This window comes from Paenibacillus sp. FSL E2-8871 (genome assembly GCF_038000345.1).
In the GTDB taxonomy this organism is placed as follows: Bacteria; Bacillota; Bacilli; order Paenibacillales; family Paenibacillaceae; genus Paenibacillus_AQ.
This window is the reverse complement of the sequence record NZ_JBBOBV010000001.1, coordinates 194,643-217,273: the sequence shown is the minus strand read 5'-3', so window position 1 is coordinate 217,273 and position 22,631 is coordinate 194,643. Positions and strand designations below refer to the sequence as shown.

At 42.6% G+C, this 22,631-nt stretch carries 14 protein-coding genes; 6 read left to right on the top strand and 8 right to left on the bottom strand.

The window, feature by feature from the left end; translation table 11 throughout:
- Nucleotides 1-48 precede the first annotated feature (48 nt).
- The 4 genes from NYE25_RS00965 to NYE25_RS00950 all read right to left on the bottom strand — a co-directional run bounded on the left by NYE25_RS00965 (nucleotide 49) and on the right by NYE25_RS00950 (nucleotide 5,584).
- The gene (locus tag NYE25_RS00965; RefSeq protein ID WP_341053840.1) at nucleotides 49-972 is read right to left on the bottom strand and encodes a carbohydrate ABC transporter permease; all 924 of its coding nucleotides are present in this window, start codon (nucleotides 970-972) and stop codon (nucleotides 49-51) included.
- Between the two features lie 19 nt (nucleotides 973-991).
- A complete protein-coding gene (locus tag NYE25_RS00960) occupies nucleotides 992-1,873 on the bottom strand; it encodes an ABC transporter permease (RefSeq protein WP_445667164.1) in 882 nt (293 codons plus the stop codon).
- A 328-nt stretch (nucleotides 1,874-2,201) separates the two neighbouring features.
- A complete protein-coding gene (locus NYE25_RS00955; protein ID WP_341053837.1) occupies nucleotides 2,202-3,770 on the bottom strand; it encodes a response regulator transcription factor in 1,569 nt (522 codons plus the stop codon).
- Entirely contained in the window at nucleotides 3,770-5,584 is a 1,815-nt protein-coding gene (locus NYE25_RS00950) for a sensor histidine kinase (RefSeq protein WP_341053836.1), read from the bottom strand. Before NYE25_RS00950 ends, NYE25_RS00955 begins: the two co-directional genes overlap by 1 nt.
- A 248-nt stretch (nucleotides 5,585-5,832) precedes the next feature.
- Between NYE25_RS00950 and NYE25_RS00945 the strand changes: the two genes are divergently transcribed.
- The 4 genes from NYE25_RS00945 (at nucleotide 5,833) to NYE25_RS00930 (ending at nucleotide 11,863) form a co-directional block, all read left to right on the top strand.
- A complete protein-coding gene (locus NYE25_RS00945) occupies nucleotides 5,833-8,964 on the top strand; it encodes an alpha-mannosidase (RefSeq protein ID WP_341144875.1) in 3,132 nt (1,043 codons plus the stop codon).
- 169 nt (nucleotides 8,965-9,133) lie between these two features.
- Complete coding sequence (locus NYE25_RS00940; protein WP_341144874.1) at nucleotides 9,134-10,324, top strand: pectin acetylesterase-family hydrolase; 1,191 nt, start codon at nucleotides 9,134-9,136, stop codon at nucleotides 10,322-10,324.
- A gap of 44 nt (nucleotides 10,325-10,368) precedes the next feature.
- On the top strand, nucleotides 10,369-10,989 hold the full coding sequence (locus NYE25_RS00935; protein WP_052404243.1) for a TetR/AcrR family transcriptional regulator: 621 nt from the start codon (nucleotides 10,369-10,371) through the stop codon (nucleotides 10,987-10,989).
- Between the two features lie 94 nt (nucleotides 10,990-11,083).
- Nucleotides 11,084-11,863 carry a helix-turn-helix domain-containing protein gene (locus NYE25_RS00930; RefSeq protein ID WP_341144873.1) on the top strand — a complete coding sequence of 260 codons (780 nt, stop codon included), beginning with the start codon at nucleotides 11,084-11,086 and terminating at the stop codon, nucleotides 11,861-11,863.
- 55 nt (nucleotides 11,864-11,918) lie between these two features.
- Here the strand turns inward: NYE25_RS00930 and NYE25_RS00925 are convergent, their stop codons facing one another.
- A complete protein-coding gene (locus NYE25_RS00925) occupies nucleotides 11,919-14,774 on the bottom strand; it encodes a glycosyl hydrolase 115 family protein (protein WP_341144872.1) in 2,856 nt (951 codons plus the stop codon).
- A 238-nt stretch (nucleotides 14,775-15,012) separates the two neighbouring features.
- Between NYE25_RS00925 and NYE25_RS00920 the strand changes: the two genes are divergently transcribed.
- Complete coding sequence (locus NYE25_RS00920) at nucleotides 15,013-16,755, top strand: SGNH/GDSL hydrolase family protein (RefSeq protein ID WP_341144871.1); 1,743 nt, start codon at nucleotides 15,013-15,015, stop codon at nucleotides 16,753-16,755.
- A 164-nt stretch (nucleotides 16,756-16,919) separates the two neighbouring features.
- On the opposite strand, the gene NYE25_RS00915 is transcribed toward NYE25_RS00920, so the two are convergent.
- Together NYE25_RS00915 and sbnA are read right to left on the bottom strand one after the other, a co-directional pair.
- Entirely contained in the window at nucleotides 16,920-17,885 is a 966-nt protein-coding gene (locus NYE25_RS00915; protein WP_341144870.1) for a 2,3-diaminopropionate biosynthesis protein SbnB, read from the bottom strand.
- A gap of 31 nt (nucleotides 17,886-17,916) precedes the next feature.
- Complete coding sequence (gene sbnA, locus NYE25_RS00910; RefSeq protein ID WP_341144869.1) at nucleotides 17,917-20,190, bottom strand: 2,3-diaminopropionate biosynthesis protein SbnA; 2,274 nt, start codon at nucleotides 20,188-20,190, stop codon at nucleotides 17,917-17,919.
- Nucleotides 20,191-20,294: 104 nt separating this feature from the next.
- On the opposite strand from sbnA, the gene NYE25_RS00905 reads away from it, so the two are divergent.
- Nucleotides 20,295-21,083, top strand: coding sequence for a YheC/YheD family protein (locus tag NYE25_RS00905; protein ID WP_341144868.1), 789 nt, complete (start codon nucleotides 20,295-20,297; stop codon nucleotides 21,081-21,083).
- An 86-nt stretch (nucleotides 21,084-21,169) separates the two neighbouring features.
- Here the strand turns inward: NYE25_RS00905 and cls are convergent, their stop codons facing one another.
- Complete coding sequence (cls, locus tag NYE25_RS00900; protein WP_341144867.1) at nucleotides 21,170-22,624, bottom strand: cardiolipin synthase; 1,455 nt, start codon at nucleotides 22,622-22,624, stop codon at nucleotides 21,170-21,172.
- Nucleotides 22,625-22,631: the final 7 nt, after the last annotated feature.

Here is a 22,631-nt window from a genome sequence, read left to right as displayed (position 1 = left end):
TATATCGACTCCTGTTCTAGCGATTCGAATAAATACATCTTAGTAGTGTTACTCTTTTAAAGAGCCAACAGTTAAGCCTTTTACAAAATACTTTTGGAAGAAGGGATACGCTAGTGCTATAGGCAAGGTCGCCAGTACAACCATCGCCATACGAACGGTTTCTGTCGGCAATGTCGCAGCAATCTCAAAGCTTGATCCCATCTGCATGCTGTTCTGGATAACAAACTCCATATTATTCTGAATTCGCATCAGCATCGCTTGAAGCGGTACAAGACTCGCATCATCTATATACAGCAGCGCATTAAACCAATCATTCCAATAGCCCAGCGTACAGAACAATCCAATCGTTGCAATCCCCGGTAATGAGATCGGAAGTACAATTTGCAGGAACGTCCGAAACTCCCCTGAACCGTCAATTTTGGCTGCCTCAATAAGTGCATCAGGCACTGAAGTCTGGAAGAAGGTCCGCATCACTAGGATGAAAAAGGCATTCATCGCTATTGGCAATATTAAAGCCCATATCGTGTTGTACAAATGTAAAAACTGTGTGGCCACAATATAGTTTGGAACCATTCCGCCTGAGAATAACATCGTGAAGAAGGCGAAGAAGCTGAAAAAATTACGATAGCGAAATGATCTTCGAGAAAGAACATAGGCGTAAGTTGTAATTAGAAATAAGCTAATGAGCGTACCTAGTACAGTAACTAGTAAGGTAACTCCAAAGGAACGAAATAACTGATCCCCTGTGTTAAAAATAAACTGATACGCCGCCATACTAAATTTTTCTGGAATTAAGCTAAATCCATTTAAAGCGAGTACTTTCTCATCTGTAAAAGAAATAGCTATGACAAACAAGAACGGAAACACACAGGTAAAAGCGAAAATTCCAATCACAATATTGAGTACCACATTCCAAAAAGGAGTAATGGCGTTGTTGTCGACTTCTTTTGGCTTACGTTTGAATACTTCCATAACGTCAATTGACTCCTTTCTAGAATATCGCGTTTTCTTTGCTGATCTTTTTCACAATAGAGTTCGTTACAAGCACCATGATAAATCCAACGATTGATTGATATAAACCAGCTGCTGTACTCATCCCTAGATTTCCTGTCGTACTCATGCTTCGATAAATATAAGTATCGATAACATTCGTTACGGAGTATAAAACACCGGAATCTCGAGGTATTTGATAGAATAACCCGAAGTCAGATCTAAAGATACCACCAATCGCTAGAATAGTAAGCGTAACCATTAAGGGTTTAAGCAGAGGAAGCGTAATAAACTTAATTTGCTGCCATTTGCTGGCCCCATCAATCATAGCTGCTTCATAGTAGGACTTGTCGATACCTGCAATGGCTGCTAAGTAAACCACACTCGAATATCCGATGGATTTCCAAATCCCCATGAAAATAAGGATATATGGCCAAAAGCGAGTATCCCCATACCAGGAAACAGGATCGCCTCCGAAATACACAATCACTTGGTTCAAGATCCCTTTATCTACACTTAGGAAGCTGAATGTAAAGAAACTAATAATAACCCAAGAAAGGAAGTAAGGCATAAACATCGCTGTTTGATACGCTTTGGCCATTCGTTTGTTCACAAGTTCATTCAAGGTGATCGCAATACCCACCGCAAGAACTAAACCGAGAGAGATCAACGCCACGTTATACAGTATCGTATTTCTTGTAATAATATAGGCGTCCTCCGTCGAGAACAAAAAGTTGAAATTTTCAAAGCCAACCCACTTACTATTAAAAACGCTTGCAAAGAATCCGTCCCGATGAATCTTGAAATCCTTAAATGCAATAATGGTTCCGAACATCGGTAAGTAACAAAAGATTAGAAACCATATTGTCCCTGGTAATACCATAAACCACAGTACTTTATCCTTATTTAAGCTCTTGAAAAATGCAGACACTATTCTACATCCCCCTTCTCTATCCCCAAACAATCCCCGTAATATCCTTTCGATCTTATTTCCTTGCCCCTTTAACTATCTTTAATTCTGCGCTATAAAAGCGGTTTCATAAAGTTGAAAAACTCCAGAATGATATGTAAAAATTAAAGATCGCAAGAAAAAATGACCTCCGTGAGGCTTGAAATTCCTTAAGATTTGAACAAAAAAAAGGAAACATTCTCGTGACCAACGTTCGTGAACCCTCCACTTGAACGTGATACCCGGGAACATTTCCTAAATCCTACGCCTTTTCTTTTTTATACATATTTCGAAGTTCTGTTGGAGATATGCCTACTGATTTTTTGAACTGGCGATAAAAATACGCTGGATCTAGATACCCTACTTCAGCTGCAATTTCATTGGTCAATAACGTAGTTTGAAGCAGCAGTTGTCTTGCTTTTTCAATTCGGAATTGGTTCACATAATCAGAGAAGCTTCGCCCCATCTCCTTCTGAAATAGCTGTCCCAAGTAAGTAGGATGCATATTCATTCGCTGACTGAGCGTCTTCAGAGATAGTTCTTCTCTATAATGTTTGCTCACTTGATCCACCATATATCTCATATTCGGACTGAGTTCATCACTCACTAGCGATAATTGGTCCAGCGTTTCATTCACACTTTCCTGCACATGATGAAGCAACTGCTCAATGGTATGGATGCGTAGCAAAGGATTAAACACAGCACTGAAATTACAGTTTTTCTCCATATTCTTAGCGATCAACATTAATTCAATCGCCACGTTATAATTATCAATGCGTGTAATCACGCCACATCCGAACAGCTTTTGGAACGTTTCTGCGATAAATTGATTTGCCGCCTCACGCTCGCCAGATAGTAATAGTTTAGTAAATGCTTCATAATCAATTTCGAGCTTTTCCTCGTGTAACACCATCTTTGATAGTTGGTCCAAATCTATAATCGGATAGCCCGGCAGCATCAGATGATCCACATATAAACTTTTCGCTTTTTTATAACTTTGTGGTACTTCTTGAAAAGTATATTCCTTACTTCCTATCGTAATCCAGACAGACTTTCCTAATTCATGCATAATCTCACATTGCACTTGTTGCAGCATGCAATACATTTCTTCTTTGTTCTCATCTTCAGCCGACTCCGCAACAATAAGAACAAGATCACCTTCCATATCTATAAATACAATAACTGTTCCGCGCTCTGCTACGGACTGCACTGCGATACGATAACATTCTTCCATAAGTTGATTAGGGTGCAGTTGACTCTCGTCCTCTTCATGTTCCGTAATAAGCCGAATCGCAGCCACCGTAAAACATGAACAGTCCAAGGAAATATTTAAGACTTTTGAACGATGCAATAGCTCCTGTCGATCTATATTTCCAGTGACCCAACGATTTAGAATATTGTTACGTAAAACTTGCTGATCCTCCTTCGCATGAAATTGTTCAACATCCTCTTGATTGAGGACCTCAACAATTTGCTCAATGGTCGATTCCAATTCTTTTATGTTAATGGGTTTAAGAATATAATTTTCAATGCCTAGACTCATTCCAGCTTTTAAATACTCAAATTGTTCATAGCCGCTTAAGATAATAAATCTCATTTTTGAATCAAAAGACTTAATTTGTTGAATGAGTTCAAGTCCCGTTAGCTTTGGCATCGTAATATCTGTAATTAATATGTCAATGGCTTCGTTATGGCTATGCAAAAATTCTAAAGCTTCTTCCCCATTACTCGCTTGCCCTGCGATTCTTAGTCCATAATCTTCCCATTCAATCACTGAACGTAATCCTTCAAGAATAAGAGGTTCATCATCCACAATAAGTATGTTGTGCATTATTTAATACTCTCCCTTACCACTGGTATATTCATGATGACTGTTGTTCCTACACCGATCTCACTAGCAATCGATAATCCATATTCAATCCCATAATAAAGCTTAATTCGCTCATTCACATTACATAGTCCGAGCGAGGAAGGTGGTGCATCCATTCGCATACTGACTTGAAGTGTTTTTTGAAGTTCCGTTAGCTTGCTGGGAATAATCCCATTTCCGTTATCTGTAATAGCAATTTGAATGCTACCGTCTGATTCAGTTACTTCAATGCGGATTAGGTTATCGGAGCGTTCGGGCCTGAATCCGTGAACAATATAATTTTCAATGACCGGCTGAATCAGCAGTTTAACGATAGAACAATTCATAGCCACTGGACTTATTCGCGACTCGATTTGAAGCTTATCTTTATGCCTAATCTGAAACAGCTCAAGATATAGATTGCAATATTCAATCTCATCAGCGATGGTAACAACCATACTTTTCTTAATCATCGTTCGGAATAACGTAGATAAAATGTAAATCATCTGACCTACATCCTTCGCACCTTGCGAAATAGCCCGCATCCTTATAGCTTCAAGTGTATTATATAAAAAATGCGGATTAATCTGCGACTGAAGAGCAACGAGTTCTGCATTTTTTTGCGTAATTTCTGAAATGTAAACTTTATTAATATACAGCTCTAGTCTTTCACACATATAGTTAAAATTGTTGGCAATGAGCTGCAATTCATCCTCCCGGTTAAGATGAATGCGCGTGCTTAAGTCGCCTTCCTGTAATCGCTTCATAGATTTGACAATGATCTTCACTTTTTTAGAGAAACGTAAAATTATTCCGTATGTAATGGACATTGCCGCAACAATTAGTGCTGCCGTAATCCCGATAATCCAATTTCGTACTACCACCATTTCTTTATTGACCTGCGACTTCTGAATGATCCCTGCCACAATAAGACCTGAGCTATTCGTTGTATTTAAGTTAACTTTGGATAATCCATCCAGTGCAGTCCAGTTGTCTGAATAAAGACCAGCGATATGCGGATACTGCTGTCCCATATACCTTCCTAAGGAATCATATATGACGTCACCGCTTGGTGTTAGAACCAACACTTGACCATTATTCTCTGTACCTTTCGTACCAAGCCATTTTGAAATAAGTTCAGCATCAAAATCTATAATGAGCATACCGATCGTTTTCAATGAAATCGGATCTTTAAGCTCCCTAGTCATCGTATACAAATTGTTATTGTCTTCCCTTATTTCCTTAAGTAATAATTTTTTTTCATGCGAAACCCAACCATTCTTGGGTATGGGTGATTTTTGCTCCGAAATATCTATATCTCTTTTGTAGAGCTGTCGTGTATTATTTTTATATAAATAATAAAATTCTTTCTCAGTGCTGTATAAGATAACGTCAGAGATACCACTTTTCTGATTCAAATACGTTTTGAAGTAAGTATCGAATGTATGGGGTACAAAGCTCCCAATTTCAGCAAACTGATCTAAACGATATTTAAGATAATCTCCATAATCATGTTGCAAAAAGTAGGACAAATCCTCACTTACAGAAGCATCACTATAAATTTGCTGGATGGCCAATTGGATCCCTTCGTACTGCTGATTCATATATAAACTCACGTAATCCAGTACCTCTCGATTAGCATCAACATGTTGACGCGTGATCGTCTGTTCATAGTATTTATAAACGGTAATGGAAGAGGCAATAAGCGTAATAATGATGATGGATGAATATATAGCTAAAATTTTATTAAACAGTTTTTTCCGTAAATGATTTTGATAAAATTTCTTTATATTCAACAAATTCACCTTCCTTCAAAATCTAGCCTTTAGGATTAGAAGCTTAACACCACCTTTCTTTTTGTGCAATGGGAGCGCATTCATTTTTAGATGTAAAACTTTCCTCCTTGCAACCTTTTTCTTTATCATGAGTTTACATCTCGCTAAAAATCGTCTATAGTTGGTTTCTACCCCCCAAACAAACCTGTAATCACCCTATAAGTCTTATAATCCTCGTCCCCCATCAAGATAATGGAGGGCTATTACTCATGTTTCTAACCAAACGTAAACTCAATTCCCAACTAAACGAGATTTCCGAATATCGTTACCGGGATCGAATACACATTCCTTTTTTCAATTCTATGATTGACGAACAAGGTGAAATTGCAGCTGAACCACCCGTGGATGGAGAATGGTCTAAGCTACAGGTTGGCGATACCTGGAAAGGCCGCGATCTGTACTTATGGCTAACGACACAGATAGACGTACCCGCCTCTTGGGCAGGACGCAGGGTACTGGGTCGATTTGATTTTGGCGAGACGGGTGCCGGAAACAACTCCGGCTTTGAATCTTTATTCTTTTACAATGGTAAACCCTATCAAGGTGTAGATTCCAATCATACAGAAGTGTTCTTGCCGGATGAAACGGTAGGTACGCAGCTTCCACTTACCTTCCGTTTATGGTCGGGACTAGAAGGTGGCGGTCCTAAAAAAGATCAAACACATGGCATTCGTATGGCAGAAATTTGTTGGCTGGACGATGTAACGGATGATTTCTATTTTACAGCACTTGCTGTAGTTGAGACGCTGAACGTACTCGATTCAAAAACACCAGAATATACACAGCTGCTAAGTACAGTAGACCGCTCGTTTCTTCTGATTGACTGGTCTCGTCCAGGTTCAGAGGTCTTCTACGCTTCGATCGAGGAAGCTCGTAATTATTTGCGTGATGAAATTAATAAAATGGAAAAGTCTTCGCCAGTTACTGTTACCTGTATTGGTCATACCCATATTGATGTAGCTTGGTTATGGCAATTGAAGCATACCCGTGAGAAATGTGCGCGTTCCTTCTCGACCGTACTCCGTCTGATGGAAATGTTCCCTGACTATACTTTTTTACAGACTCAACCTCAGCTCTATGAATACATCAAAAACGATTATCCAGAAATCTATGAGAAGATTCGTGAACGTGTTGCTGAAGGACGCTGGGAAGCTGGCGGTGGCATGTGGCTCGAGGCAGATTGTAACTTGACCTCAGGTGAGTCTCTTGTCCGTCAATTGCTATATGGTACTCGCTTCTTGCGTAATGAATTTGGTGTTGAATGTGATTATTTATGGCTGCCTGACGTATTTGGCTACAGCTGGTCCTTGCCACAAATTCTAAAAAAATCAGGAATTAATACGTTTATGACCACGAAAATTAGCTGGAATCAATATAACCGCATGCCACATGATACCTTCCAATGGCGTGGTATTGATGGCACTGAAGTATTAACACACTTCATTACAACACCAGAGCCTTGGTCTGAAGAAGATTCTTGGTTCTACACCTATAATGGCCGTATCATTCCTAAGACTGTAAAAGGAATTTGGGATACGTACCGGGATAAAGAAGTGAATCGCAATTTATTACTTTCTTACGGATATGGTGATGGCGGCGGCGGGGTTAACCGCGAAATGCTAGAGATGCGCCGCAGACTCAACGATCTCCCAGGACTACCGAAGATTGAAACAGGAACAGCAGGAGATTACTTCCGTAATCTGCAAGAAACTGTTGCTAATACAGATCGTTATGTCCATGTATGGGATGGTGAGCTTTACTTAGAATACCACCGTGGCACGTACACTAGCCAAGCCTACAATAAGCGGATGAACCGCAAGCTTGAACTGCTATACCGCGAGGCGGAATGGCTAAACGCACTGCAAAGTGTGGTGTCTGAAGATTGGTCGAACTATCGTCAGACCGATTTAGACGAGGGTTGGAGAATTATTTTGCGTAACCAATTCCATGATATTATTCCTGGTTCTTCAATTCGTGAAGTGTACGAAGACAGTACGATTGAATATGCTCAAGCCGAAGCCATTGGTCAATCTGTATGGGAACAATCTACGAAGGCACTAGTGAACGGAAGTGAAGCCGGTAAATATACCATCTGGAACAATGCTTCTTGGGAATTATCTGAGCTCGTAGAAATTACTATAGAGCCTGGCATGGAAACAGGACATTGGATAAACACAGAAGGTAAACCATTACAAGCTCAGCGTGAAGGTGACCGTTGGATCATTGAAGTGTCCGACATTCCTTCTCTCGGATACACCACCATCTCCTTCGTGGCAGATGTGAATTCTGAGCCACTAAGCACTCCATTCAAGCTGAATGAATCAGGAATTTCAACGCCTCACCTTGAAATAGCGTGGAACGAGCAAGGTCAATTGTCATCCATCTATGATAAACACGAACAGCGTCAAGTATTAGCTAATGGAAGTCACGGTAATGTGTTCCAAGTGTTTGAGGATAAACCATTAGCACATGAAGCTTGGGACATTGACATCTACTATCAGCAAAAAATGCGCGAAGTGATCGACTGCACTAGCATTGAAGTCATAGAAAATGGTTCATTGCGTTGTATTGTGCAATTCACATGGAGCTATATGGATTCCACGATTAAACAGCAAATGATCTTACACGCTGGGCATCGTCGTATCGACTTCGTGACGAACGTAGACTGGCATGAGAAAAAACAGCTAATGAAAGTAGCCTTCCCTGTTGCGATAAGAGCTACCGAAGCCACTTATGATATCCAATTCGGTAATGTTAAGCGTCCAACACACTGGAACACTAGCTGGGATTACGCTAGATTCGAGACTGTGGGTCACCAGTGGGCAGATTTATCTGATCGTGGTTATGGCGTTAGCTTGCTGAATGACTGCAAATATGGCTACGACATCAAGGATAATGTGATGCGTTTATCCCTAATCAAATCGGCAACGCACCCTGACCCTGAAGCGGATCAAGGCGAGCACACATTCACGTATTCTATCCTGCCGCATACTGGTGATTGGCTACAGGGTGACACAGTCCGTCAAGCCTGGTCCATCAACAATCCACTGCGTAGCACCAAGGGGCAAGCTGAAGTGGAAGCTAAGTCCATGATTCGTCTTTCAACGGATACGGTTATGGTATCTGCCCTTAAGAAATCTGAGGATGGACACAAATTAATCGTTCGTGTTCACGACTATTCCGGAAGCCGCCAGCAAATTGATATGACGAGCGACTTGAACATTATTTCATGGCAAGAGTGCAATCTAATGGAACGTCCTGAAGGTGAGGTTCATACTGAACCTGTTATTACCTTTGTACTTGAACCTTACGAAATTAGAACATTTGAAATCGAAGTGTAGATCCTAATTAAATGAAGTAACATACAAAATCGGGGTGTCCCTGTAGCCATGTATAAAAGGCTGCGAGGACACCCCGTTTTTCGAGTATGATTGTTTCTTTCGCATTTTAAGTATACACGTTGCGCAATGAGTTAACGTAGCGTATACTCCAATTAAGGGAGAGATGTATATGAGAAGAATGGGGAAAATTACGATATTCACAAGCATTGGATTATTGAGCCTTGCTTTGATTGCTATTCTTGCGATTAGCGCTTTTGTGATCAAGAGACCGGTGACCACCACCCCCGTAATCACGGAAGTGAAGCCTTACCAGTGGAATAAGGTCAAGCTGGACGGAAATGTCATTTCAAGTGATGGATCAGAGTATTTTATCTGGAATAAAAAGGGGGAGACTAATAACTGGATCATCTTCTTTTCCGGGGGAGGGGCCAGTTGGGATGCCCAAAGCGCCGCGCACCCCATCAAGCTAATGAACTTCATTAAAGGTGGAGATACGGGCAACTATTTCCCGAACATCCCCTTCTATATGCTGACATTGCTGAGAGGCATGATGGATACGGATAACCCTGCCAATCCTTTTCATGGATGGAATGTGGTCTACCTTCCCTATTCGACCGGTGATTTCCATATCGGCAACCGCACAGTTGAATATAAAAAAGAAGACGGCAGCACCTTTACTATGCGTTATAACGGCAGCAATAATGTGCGAAGCAGCCTTGATTGGATATATACCAACGTAGATAAACCCGACAAACTACTGATTGCCGGCGAAAGCGCTGGTGGATTCGGGTCCGCCTTCTGGGCTCCGGAGATTGCCTCTCATTACAAAGACTCCGAGCTCTTCCAATATTCAGACAGTTCCTTCCTGAAATCAGACAAGTGGCCAAATGTTGTGAATAAGGAATGGCAGGCAGACTTCGTTAAGAACTTTGGATATACCCCCGAAGCGGATATCATCGGGGCAGCATTTAAAGCGAACGGTCATCTACTGCCTGCGAATGCGGTAATATTGCAATCCTACTCGGTATTTGACGAGATTCTGATCCACTTTCAGAACAACATCAACGATTACAAGGGGCCAAGAGATCAACGCATTATTAATGAATGGTCACAGGAAATGCGGCAATCTGTATCTTCTTTAGCTGCCACTTTACCTAATTATTATTACTATCTGACCGACTATGGGCTAAATGCTAAGACGGGTACAACCCCGCACACTTTTGCAACCAGAGAGACCTTCTTTCAGGCTGAACAAGATGGTGTGAAGCTTCTGAAATGGCTAGGTGATGCGGTCAACCATCAGAAACCCTATTCAGTGGGCAGCAAGTTCCTCATGACGTCGAAGCCAGCTCAGAAATAGCACAGAATTAGCGAAATACTCGCACAAGGCAGGAGAGAAAATTAATGAATTTGCGTGAAAAACAGATGCAAATGACGAGGGAGATCATTAAGGATACAGCGCTCAGCTTGTTCTGTGCTCAAGGTATTGAGCGCACGGATATGGCTCAAATTGCAGAACAAGCCGGGGTCTCTCGGCGCACTTTGTATCATCATTATAAGGACAAAGAAGAATTAGCCGCTCAAATCTATGTCCTTAACCTGGAGCGGATGTTTGGACAGCTGCTGTTTGATTTTGATTTTGAACAGCCGGTACAATCACTGGAGAACATTCTGGATAAATATTTGGCGCTAAGAGATCATCAGGAATCACTGATCTACTATGATGCTATTTTTGGAGTTTACTACAGCACGCTTTCTAAGAATCCTGCAGAACTGCCTGACTTTAAGAAGGCTATGGAAGGCTGGTATTCACGACTTATACTGCTTGACACAATAGCAGTGGCTCCGGAGGAAAAAAATAAGTGGTTGAACATTCTGCAGAAGTCCACCCACCTGTATTTCATGTATTTACAAAAAGCCGTTATTATTACGCATCAGCGGGGCGGTGTGGTTACGGAGGAAGACCGGGCAACGGACCGACAATTCAAGGATTTCATTATGCATGGCGTACGGCATTCCCGATGATTAAAAGAGTCTTTTCGTAATAGGTTTCATTTCGGTATAATATACCAATCGGTATTACTGCGGCTCTAGTTATATGGAAGGAGCAATGGCTGAAATGGACATTGGCAAATATGAGAATCTAGTTCCGAATGTTTTTTTGTTCGTCGACCGCAGATCCTTCCCGGATTGGGAGATAACGAGGAGCAAAATTGATTTCCATGACCTTACCTTCATTGTGGAAGGGAAATCGAACTATTTTATTAATGGGGAAAAATTTACGGTTGAAGCTGGTGATATGCTCTATGCACCTTCCGGAAGTATTCGGGAAGCGCAGACTTTTAAGGAGGCACCCATGCGTTCTTTTGCGTTTAATTTCTTCTGGGAGGGGGAGGACAATCATGTGCAGCTCCCTTTTGAGACCGTAACCAAAAACTGGAGAACTAAAGAGATCCTAGCGGACATCAAAGATTTCTCGCATGTATGGATGGGCAAACAGCCCTTTTATAAAATGAAGGCCAGAGCCATTTTTCAACTGATTGTGTATCGCCTGTTAAGCATAACCCACCATCAAGAGACACCTCTGATCGATCTGAGAATCCAAAAAGTAATGACCTATATTATGGATCATTATTCGGAGGAAGTTACGATCAAGGAACTAGCTGATTTTGTTGCCTTAAATCCTGTATATCTTGGCAAGCTGTTCAAGCAAAACACTGGTTTCACCTATAAAGAATTTATAAACAAAGTACGGGTGAGCAATGCCGAGATGATTCTGTCCGCAGGTGGCTTCAATGTGTCCGAAGTAGCAGCGCACTGTGGTTATCAAGATGTCGCCTACTTCAGTAATGTTTTCAAAAATATCAAGGGTTATCCTCCGTCATCTGCCTTGAAATAACGGAGGACCCTGAACCATTCGAAGATTCAACCCTTCAATTAGATCTAACTATGAATTAGTACGTCCCCCTAGTATGAAAGCTCTCCTCCGGACCCAAATAGGAATAAGGCAGCTCCGCAGCGGACAACACAAGCTTTTGCAGGACCAGGCCTGCATCCAATCCGTAAAAGCGGAGGGTATGAATCCCCTTTGTTAACGCATGACTTGTGGTCACGGTATGAATATTATCCATAACCGCGCGGCACCACGGTTCATTATCATGATTGCCGCCCGCAAAATCCGTAGGTAAAGCATCAGTAATCACTGGCGTCTGTGCATCGAAGCCTACCGCATATTTTAATCCACTGAACTGTGACAGGTTGTTTGTCGGAGCAATATACGCGGTTAAGCTGTAATCTGCATTCTGCTGTACTAAAACCTGATATTCCAGATAAGGCGCATTCTCCGGCTGTTCAAAAGATACCGTATCCGGAAACATTTTAACCGAGGATAAATAACGCCCATAGTTAGCAATGGTCTTCCATTCCACCCCTGATTGTGCAACACGACTTGAGGTATGCTCCGCTTCAATGGACACTCTATTATGCGTCTCGATAAAGGTCATCGCTGGCACATCCTGAATGTCAGTCCAGTCCACAGCTACATTCACCTTAACGATGCCCCCGGCACCAGAGAGTGTAATTTCACCCGTCGATATCTCGTGAACCTTTTCCCAATCTACAGAAACCTGTAAGGTCTCCCCAGCCTTGATCCACCCCGATGTTTTCTCAAGCTTGATCCAAGCTGCACTGCTACTTGTCTGATATTCAAAGCCCGCTTCTCCACCGTTGCTGATAGTAATGCAATAGTTTTCTTTTTGCAGATTTGTAAATACAGGAAGCTTTGCCGTACCCGAAATATACGCTTCCTCCGTACCTTCCACATCAATAATCATTATAGAACCTTTGTCAGGAATCAAAGTGCTCACCTCTGGATATTTCCACCCCTCTGCATTCCAGTGAACATACCCGACATGAGGGGAACTCATCATTCCTTGCCATTTTCCTTCTGTAATTCCGCTATTATAAACCTGCTCCAGGTGTTTATCCCTATCGATGGCTTCATGAGTCAGGGTAGCGTAGGTATTGGCCAATACACTGCCTCGTCCAGCATATAGCTCGTTAAGTCCAGCATATATTTGCATTTTGAGCACATTGGCTGATGCAGCAGCAGGGAAATATACAAGCTGGTAGTACGCATCTTTTAATGATTCAGGAATAAGAGCATAGTATTGGTCAGCGGCATTCTCCATCCTAATCGCCTGCTTCAGCACTCTCTGTGCCTCATTGTAATGGATTGGACTGAAGGTTGACGGATAAATAATCTCTGGCTTGCGGCGGCCGTTCATTCGGGTATACTCACTCAGCAATTGCGCGATGCCCAGGCATGTCTCATGTTCCAGTGCATATCCGAACTGCTGCTCTACCCAACGATTGGTATATTCCACAGTCCGGTTAATCGCTCCAGTACCCCAAGCTTCAAAGTCATAGGCCAATTCCATAAAGTAGGAAATAGGCAATTCCATAGGCTTCAAATCCCCGACGTTCACAATCCATACATCACGGATGCCATAGTCGAATGCCATACAAATTTGCTCCCAAACCTTCTCCAGCGGAATCGTGTTTAACCATTCATAGGAATGTGGACCCCCATGATAGTCAAAATGATAATACATCCCCCATCCTGCACTTCGATCGCGTTCGTGTTCCGTTGGGATTTTGCGGAGATTGCCAAAGTTATCATCTGCCAGCAGGATCGTAACCTCATTCAGGACTTCCCAGTCCTTCAAGCCTTCAACCTCAGCAGTGCCATACCAATACTTCTCCACTTCCTTGTATACGGCTAGAATTTGGGGCGAGTGCTCAAGATTATATTTCTTTAATAATTCTTTTTGCGTAAGGATGATGTCCTTCAGTAGGTCAATATTCTCCTGGTCGGAGCCCTCCAGCGCAGAATCACTTTCTCCCCGCATCCCTAATGTAATTAAATTGTCAAAATCCTGATTCCGTTTGATTCCATCTTCCCAGAAATCCGTAATAGCCTGTTTGTTTCGGGCAAAATCCCATAAGTTACTTGTTCCATATTGGTTGTATACCTTCTGCCATTCACTGCCTGCCCGAAATAAAGGTTCATGATGGGAGGTTCCCATTATAATGCCGTATTCCTGTGCGTGCTGGGCGTTGGCGATTGGATTGCTTTTACCGTTAAGGCTGAATTCGGCACTCCACATCGCTGGCCATAAATAATTCCCCTTTAATCGAAGAATTAGTTCAAACACCTTGTCATAGAAATCTTCATTAAAATCACCAAATCTTTGAGTTACCCAAGAGCCCAAGGACGGCCAGTCGTCATTCAAAAAAATCCCTCTGTATTTAACCGAAGGTTCTTTGGAAATCATATGTAGCTGGCTATCAGGTAAGATCAAATCTGCTTTTTTCTCTGGTATAACATCTGCCCAATATTTCCACGGACTAACGCCAATTTTTTCAGAGATAGAATAAATCCCGTACATCGTCCCGCGTTTATCGCTTCCCACAATGACGAGCGCCTTGTCCACTCCTGCTGTCGGTTCTTCAACTACCTGAATCCTATAACATTCCCTTTTCCCTTGGATGGCAGACACATCCACTGTCCCCTCTGCAATTAAACGATCAATAAGCTCATTACTGCCGATCGATCCAGCGATTACAACGGTTCCATCTAATGTCTTCAATTGTGTATGAATTTCAGGTTCAACCTCTGTTACCTGTTTAACATCTGCTGCAAAAGACTGAGCCACGCGGCGCAAACCGGCATAATCCTTCCCTTTGGGATCCACGTAAATCTTAGCAGCTTTGCCCTGCTTCACAAGGTTTAATTCCTGCGTAGGCATGATTATTCTCCCCTTAAGTATCCTATTTTCGTATGGCTAGGCACATTATATAAGTAAGCGATTTCAACTTCCATGTGTAAACTAGCAAGTTTTTGTAATTATTAAATGAAACTTTGTTTATTGGTTGAACAATCTAGATATTTGGTGTTACTGTTAACAGGTATTCCCTTGTAGCAGAATCATTTCTTTTGCAAGCGCATCCATAACAAGAGAACCTTATAAAGCGAGGATGATCCATATGGAAAAGAATAACGAAATCATTGCAGGCGAACAGATTGAAGGTCCGAAGGCTCCAAAGGACCCGGCTGATCGTAGAAACGGCTTTTTTGTGCTGTATGAAACAGCAATTGAAGCAACAGCGAGAGCCGAAGGCAAACCGTCACAGGAAGTTTATCTGGAAGGTAACTATCTGATCGATAAGGCCAAATTTATAGGCGGTGTTACAGACGAGGCAATTCTGGAGCTTCTGGGGAGCAGCACTGGATTTAGCAAATTGGTCCATAGTATCGGAGTATCCGTGAGAAGGACTAACGCGCAGGAAGATCCAGTCACTTTTTTATTGCAGCACTGGGGCAAAACTAGTAAATATGAAACCGGCAGTTATTTACGTGTACCCTGCCCCGCCGATGGTTCAGAGGTTATTTTGAGGTTAGCAGATTGTCCGGGTTCTGAAGAAGATAATGTGCTCGGAAAATTTGCTTTTGAATTTAATCACGCAGGCGAAATGGCGATTGCGAGTGTTATTTTTTATTTGCATGACGGTTATTCTGTTCCAGAGCTAATCATTGAACCACCAGTTGCTTTTGAATCGAATGAGTACCAAAAGATCATTACACAATCCTTGCTGCACGCTGGCAATAATAAAAGATTAAAAGCTGCCATAAATAAGGCTATAAAGGGCGAGGAAGTCACGATCGCTTATATTGGAGGTTCCATTACTCAAGGAGCCGGTGCTAAGCCGATACACACGGAATGTTATGCCTATCAGTCGTATTTAAGATTTAAAGACTTATTCGGCACAAAGGGTGGCGAGAACATCCACTTTGTGAAGGCTGGGGTAGGCGGAACACCCTCCGAGCTTGGCGTCATCCGTTATGAAAGAGATATTCTTAGAGACGGTTTCGTAACACCAGATATCGTGGTAGTGGAATTTGCGGTAAACGACGAAGGGGATGAAACGAAAGGCAATTGTTTTGAAAGCTTATGCTTAAAAATACTTTCCGCCGATCATCAGCCAGCCGTAATCCTTCTGTTCAGTGTGTTTATGAATGACTGGAACCTGCAGGATCGGCTCTCCCCCATTGGCCGCCATTATAATCTTCCTATGGTTAGTGTAAAGGATGCCGTATCCGAGCAGTTCCGCCTGAGTAAAGCTGAAGGCAACATCATCTCGAAACGGCAATTTTTCTATGATATCTATCATCCGACAAATGAGGGTCACCGGGTAATGGCTGATTGTCTCGCTTATTTATTCACCGAAACCCATAAATCACTAATGAATGAAGATGAGATCTTATTGGATCAACGACCGGTTATCGGGAATGATTTTGCAGGAACCCTCCTGCTGGATCGAAAAAACTATATTGACGCAGGTAAGATCGAAGTAGGTGGATTTTCGGGGATCGATACCGATTTGCAGCGGGTAGAAATGGATGCTGACTCTCACGGTACTCCGGAATTCCCTCATAATTGGATGCATTCAAGAGCGTCTGGAGAAGAAAGCTTCAAGCTGACAATAACGAGTAAAAATCTCATCCTCGTATACAAGGATTCCGGCAGCAGCGAATTCGGCAAGGCGGATATCTTCGTAGACGGCAGCCTTGCAGTTACTGTTGATCCTCACGTGAACAACTGGACACATTGCAATCCGGTAATTCTATATCAAAACGAAGCTAGCAGTGAGCATCAGATAGAAATCAAAATGGTACCCGAAGATCAGGATAAGTGTTTTACTATACTAGGCTTCGGTTATACCCTTTAATCAGTTGCACCAGTTGCAAGACAGCCCCGATGTATTCTTCATCGGGGCTGTCTTTATTGTATCGTTTGGAATTTTGTCCATTTCCCACTAATATACCGCCAAATAAACAATGCCGACTTAATCAACCAATCACATGGACAGAATTGCTCTCATTCTTTCTCTCCTTACTCCAGCTCGGTCCCTATCCCCTTTTCTCTCGCCTTGTTCACGTAATACACCGCTGTAGCGATATCAAAGACGGCCATCCCCATCGGGCAAAAGAAGATCGGTTCATCTTCGCCGAATTCAGCTAGGCTGTGGCGCAAGACGACATCGGTAATCATCTGGGTGTCAGCACGAGTGAGCCCCTGCTCCAAATGAAGCTGCTCAATATCCGTATTCTCACGGCACACTTCATCCCAATCGTCGACGATAATGGCTTTTAACGAAGCTAACGCCTCCGGCTTATAATCACGCAGTGAAACATTCAACAGAAGACTACCTTTTTCAGGATACAGATCAATATACCGATGTTCGGATACAGTACAAGTAATAAAGATATTCGAATGCTGATAAACGTCCGCCCACGTCTCAGCCACTTCCATCCTATCTCTATAGAGAGATGAGACTCCTGATAAGTCTACTCCCTTGATATCGAAAATCCGGACACGTTCGACTCGATCCCCGTACAAAGCCGTAACCATTTGACAATGATACTGCCCAATCGGTCCCCAGCCGATAATGCCTAGATGAATCCGCTCCACTGAACGCGCCAGCAAAAAGTAACGAATCATCAGTCCGCTGATGGAAGCCGTCCTAATAATACTGGGAAGCGGAGAGTTCAAGACGGCTGAAGGCCGGCCTGTACTTGGTTCATTCAATACAATGATGCTATGCGCGCGAGGAAGATCAGCCTCAATATTATCTGGGAAGCTAGAAATCCACTTTATCCCTGCCGCGTTCACCTCTCCCCCTACGTAAGCGGGCATTGCAATAATCCGGTTTTGTGGACTCTTATACCTTAGGTAAGGCTTTATCGGCTGCACATAATCACCTGAATCGATGATACCCACAGCAGTCTCTACCGATTCCACAAGAATAGGCCAATCAACACCTACTGCCCGTATATCTCGATCATTTAAGTACAGCATACCGTCACCTCCTTATGAAACATATCGTTTCTTACATCTCAGTGAGATCATCACATTCAGCCAACAGCTCCTGACCGAATTGGTTCTGAAGCCATGAGTCAGAATATACGGTATCGAGGTAACGCTCTCCCTTATCATGCAGTATGACTGCGCAGACAGCTCCCGGAGTCAATTCTGGCTCCATCTGCTTCACGGCGGCAATGACTCCCCCGGAGGATGCGCCAGCCAGGATGGATTCGTTCTGCGCCAACATCCGGCAACCTTTTACTATATCTGAATCCGAGACATGCACGATATGGTCGATTATATCTGTTCTGCAGAAAGGTGGCACGATGCCGGCACCCAGTCCCGGGAAGCGCCGCGTACTCTTATTTCCGCCAAAAATCGCGCTTCCCTCTGCATCGACAGCCACGATCTTGGTCCGAAGTCCGTGATCTCTTGCGTATTCCGCAAGACCCCGTATGGTTCCGCATGTACTAACGCTGCAAAATAAATAATCCACTCGTTCAAGATCAGTCACGATTTCTTTCATTGTCGTATGGTAGTGGGCTAAATAATTATTTGCGTTCGCATACTGATTCGGCCAGTAGCTGCCCGGTATCTCCGCCAACAACTGCTGCACACGTTTCAGTCTAGCAGGAAGAAACTCCCCTGTTACGGGATCGGGATTGGCGACATAGTCGATTTTGGCATCCAACGCCTTCAGAATTTGCAGATTCGTTTCCGTGGTTCTAGGATCAATAACGCTGATAAAACGCATCCCCAAATACTTACAAATCATGGCCAAGCTGATCGCCATATTACCAGAACTCGATTCAATGATGGTGGTTCCCGGGCCTATTGTTCCTTCCTTCCATGCCTCTTGGATCATCCGCAGGGCGGGACGATCTTTGGCGCTCCCCCCCGGGTTCATCAGCTCCATTTTTGCATAGACGTCAAACTCACTTTTATAGAACAAGCTCTTCAGCTTGATTAAGGGTGTATTTCCGATAGTCGACAAAATACCGTCAGTGAAGTCCATCTCTGCGCGATCTTTATCTTTCTGGTAATATAGCTTTTTGTTCTTAACCTTTCCGCTGTCCATTGACTCGTCTTTGCCTACTGTAATGACCTCAATATCATCCAGCAGATGGTTTCGAATCATCATGCCGATTTCCGGAATGCATTCCCTAATTTCCTCTTTGATCTTTGGGACAATGGTGTTATCCGCAGATTTACTTTTGATATAAACGGTCAGCGCGTTCTTCCTCACTTTGACCCGAATGATCGCATCTTCAATATGTCGGTATACGACCTGTTCGATATCGTACAGGCTTATTTTCTCCCCGTGCTTCAGCTCCCGACCCACCCGTTTGACGATGGAACTAAAGCTCTGCTTCTCCACACCATCTATCATCACAGACCTAAAGTCCCTTACAACATCATAGGTAACGAAACGAATAGCTGGCAGCATTTTGCGAACCATGGAGGTAAGAACAAGAACACTTTCATCATTACTAAGCGGACTTAGTTCTTCGCCAATCTCCTGCGCCCCGACCCCTTCCGCAAAAATCCCATCAGCAAAAATATACCTGCCAAGATCATGTGAATAATAAGCAATCGTGCCTATTTCAATAGAGCCATACGTATCAATGATGTCGCGCGGTTCAAGACCGAACAGACGAGCCATATTCCGCTGCCACCCTAATGAGGCGATTTCCCCAACCAAAATAATCTTGCGGATTCCAAAAACACGCGGATCACTAGTAGCATGTACGATATGATCAAGGATGGAAGGCATTGTGTAGAGTAAGTCAGGCTTGAAGGTTTGAAGCTGTTCAATATGCTGCTCGATCGGTAATTCGAAGGGAATTGAATGATGTTCCAATCCTAACCGCTCAAAAATGGACAGCGCAGTGTTCGCCGCATGCCCAGTACCCATATCCGCCAAAGCGCTAACACATCCGCTTCCCGCAATAAGATCACCGTACAGCTTCGTTTTAATATTTATATAGTGCTTATCGTCTTCCTTAGAGTAAAGTATGGCTTTTCGACGGCCAGTGCTTGTACCCGACGTCCTATATACGGTCAAAGAAGGATCAAAAGGTTGATTATAATAATAGGTATCTAACGTTGTCGACGTCATAAGCGGAAGCGTCTCTAAGCTATAATTCGCTCTTTCGCCGCCGATCAGCCCCTTATACCAGGGAAATGCCTCAATTACTTCAAGTAACTTATCCTGCAATTTGTCTTTGTCGAGCAGCATGATGGCCGCCTCCTGTTGACCGCAAGCTGCAGCCCATTGATAAACACCTACAATAATCATATGTAGAATTCTTTCAGTGTGTTCTACGATTCGGTGGTTGCCCAATCAAAAGCTGAGGCATTTTCGTAATATAGCCTATGGATATATTGAGACGGAGGGACAAAATGATGAAGCAGATAAGTCGTGTATCTAATAAGCTGACGAAGACAAGGGTGCTGGTTAGAAACCAAGAGTTAAATAAACATATCCCGCTTACGAGAAAAATGAATAAGAACACACTATATGAGATGCTACAAAAATATAAAATGGTGTACATTAAGCCTTGCTGCGGATCTTTAGGACAGGGCGTGATACGGGTTGAACTTGCACGCGCACAATACAGCTATCAATCCGGTACCCACGTACACAAATTTTCTGATTACGACACGGCATATCGAGCAATCTTACGAGAGACCCAAGGAAAATCCTATTTAGTACAAAAGGGGATTAGGCTGTTGGTTTACGATGGCCGCCCCTTCGATATTCGGGTAATGGTGCAGCGAAATTCTAAGGGTGGGTGGGAAGCAACAGGGGTTGCAGGACGCTTGGCGCATCCTCGTAAAGTGGTTACAAACGGGAGTCAAGGAGGAACGATTTATCCGATTGAGGAATTATTGAAAGGCTACACAAGCGCAGAAAATTGTAAAATATTGATCCGATCCCTGAAGCAAATTGGAGTGAAGTCCGCAAGGCAGCTTAGCACTGTCTATCCCGGCCTTCAGGAAATCGGTGTAGATATTGCCTTAGATCAACGTCTCAAGCCATGGATCTTGGAAGTGAATACCGCTCCTGATCCGTGCCCGTTTACTAAGCTGAAAGACACCCGTATGATTGACCGAATTGTCAGATATGCAAAAGTATACGGTCGCACATACAATCTTAAGTGCATGAAATCAAAACAAGGGATGGTGTGAAGCATAGTAGAATCTATGTACCGCGGCGAACTGTGCATTTACAAGTCCACAGCTCGCCTTTTGTACGGAGTATAGGGTCTGTGTATTCAGAGGATAGACGAAAAAAGACGAGAAATCCCCTCTTTAAATTTGATTATAAGGGACCTTTCTTTATAACGCTCAGGGGTAAGCTCTGTACTTAACTGGCTATCTTCCTGAAACAATTCTTGAAGCTGTTTAGCAACTTGCTCATCATAAACAATTGCATTAACTTCGAAATTGAGTCTAAAGCTCCGGGAATCAATATTCATTGTCCCTACGGACGCTACTTCTTCATCTACCACAATCGTCTTGGCATGCAAGAAACCATTTTCATATAACAGAATTTTCGCTCCATAATTCAATAATTCACCTGCATACGCCCAAGTTGCCCAGTAAACAAAAGGGTGGTCAGGCTTATTTGGAATCATAATCCGTACATCCACACCGGATAGGAGTGCAATTTTACATGCATCCATAAAACTACTATCTGGAATGAAGTATGGCGTCTGAATATACACACTCCGTTTGGCGTTCAAGATCAGCTTAATATACATGTTTTTCAGATGCTCAACTAGCGAGTTAGGACCACTAGACACAATTTGAGCGGGACTTGATCCGGCATGACTTCCAGTAGTAAAGGAAAATTGATCCAAGCTTACCTGCTCGTGTTTCCGGGCATGTTTCCAATCCAGAAGAAACCTGCCTTGAATTTGATTAACGGAACCACCCTTCATTCTAAAATGTGTATCCCGCCAATATCCAAACTTTTTATCTATCCCTAAGTATTCATTTCCCACATTAAATCCACCAATATAAGCAATTTCCCCATCGATGATACATAGTTTTCTATGATTTCGATTATTCATCCGAAAATTTATCGGTCTAAGCAGTGATGGAAAGAATACCTCTACTTCTCCACCAGCAGAAAGTAGTTCTTTAAAGAACTTAAGAGAAAGTCTCTTGGAGCCGATTTCGTCATAAAGAACCCTCACTTTTACGCCTTCTTTGGCTTTTTTAGTTAATTCATCTCTTAATTTTGTCCCTAAATCATCAGGCTGGATGATGTAATATTGAATGTTGACCTCTTTTTTGGCATTTCTAATATCATTAAATAAAGAGTCAAACTTTTGTTTACCATCGTTAAAAATAGCTATCTCGTTATCTGTTGTCATTAGCGCATTCGATGAAACAAGGTTCATATGAATTAAATCAGCATATTTCGTTAACAAAGCGTTCTGATTCTCGCGTTGATCCTTTAATGTAGCCAATTGATGATCTACAGTTGATTGTAGATATTTACTTTCTTCAGCTGAAAGGCCAAAGAAATTCTTTTTTGCTAAATTACGACCAAGAAAGAGATAAATAATAAAACCCAAAATGGGAATGAAATAAAAAACCATAAGCCACGCCCACGTATAACCAATATCTCTCCTCTCAAAAAATAAAAAACCAGCAGAGAGCAATATGTTTATAATCATAACAAATGAAAGTATCCACGTGACCAGACTGCCGTTGTCCATAAGGAGT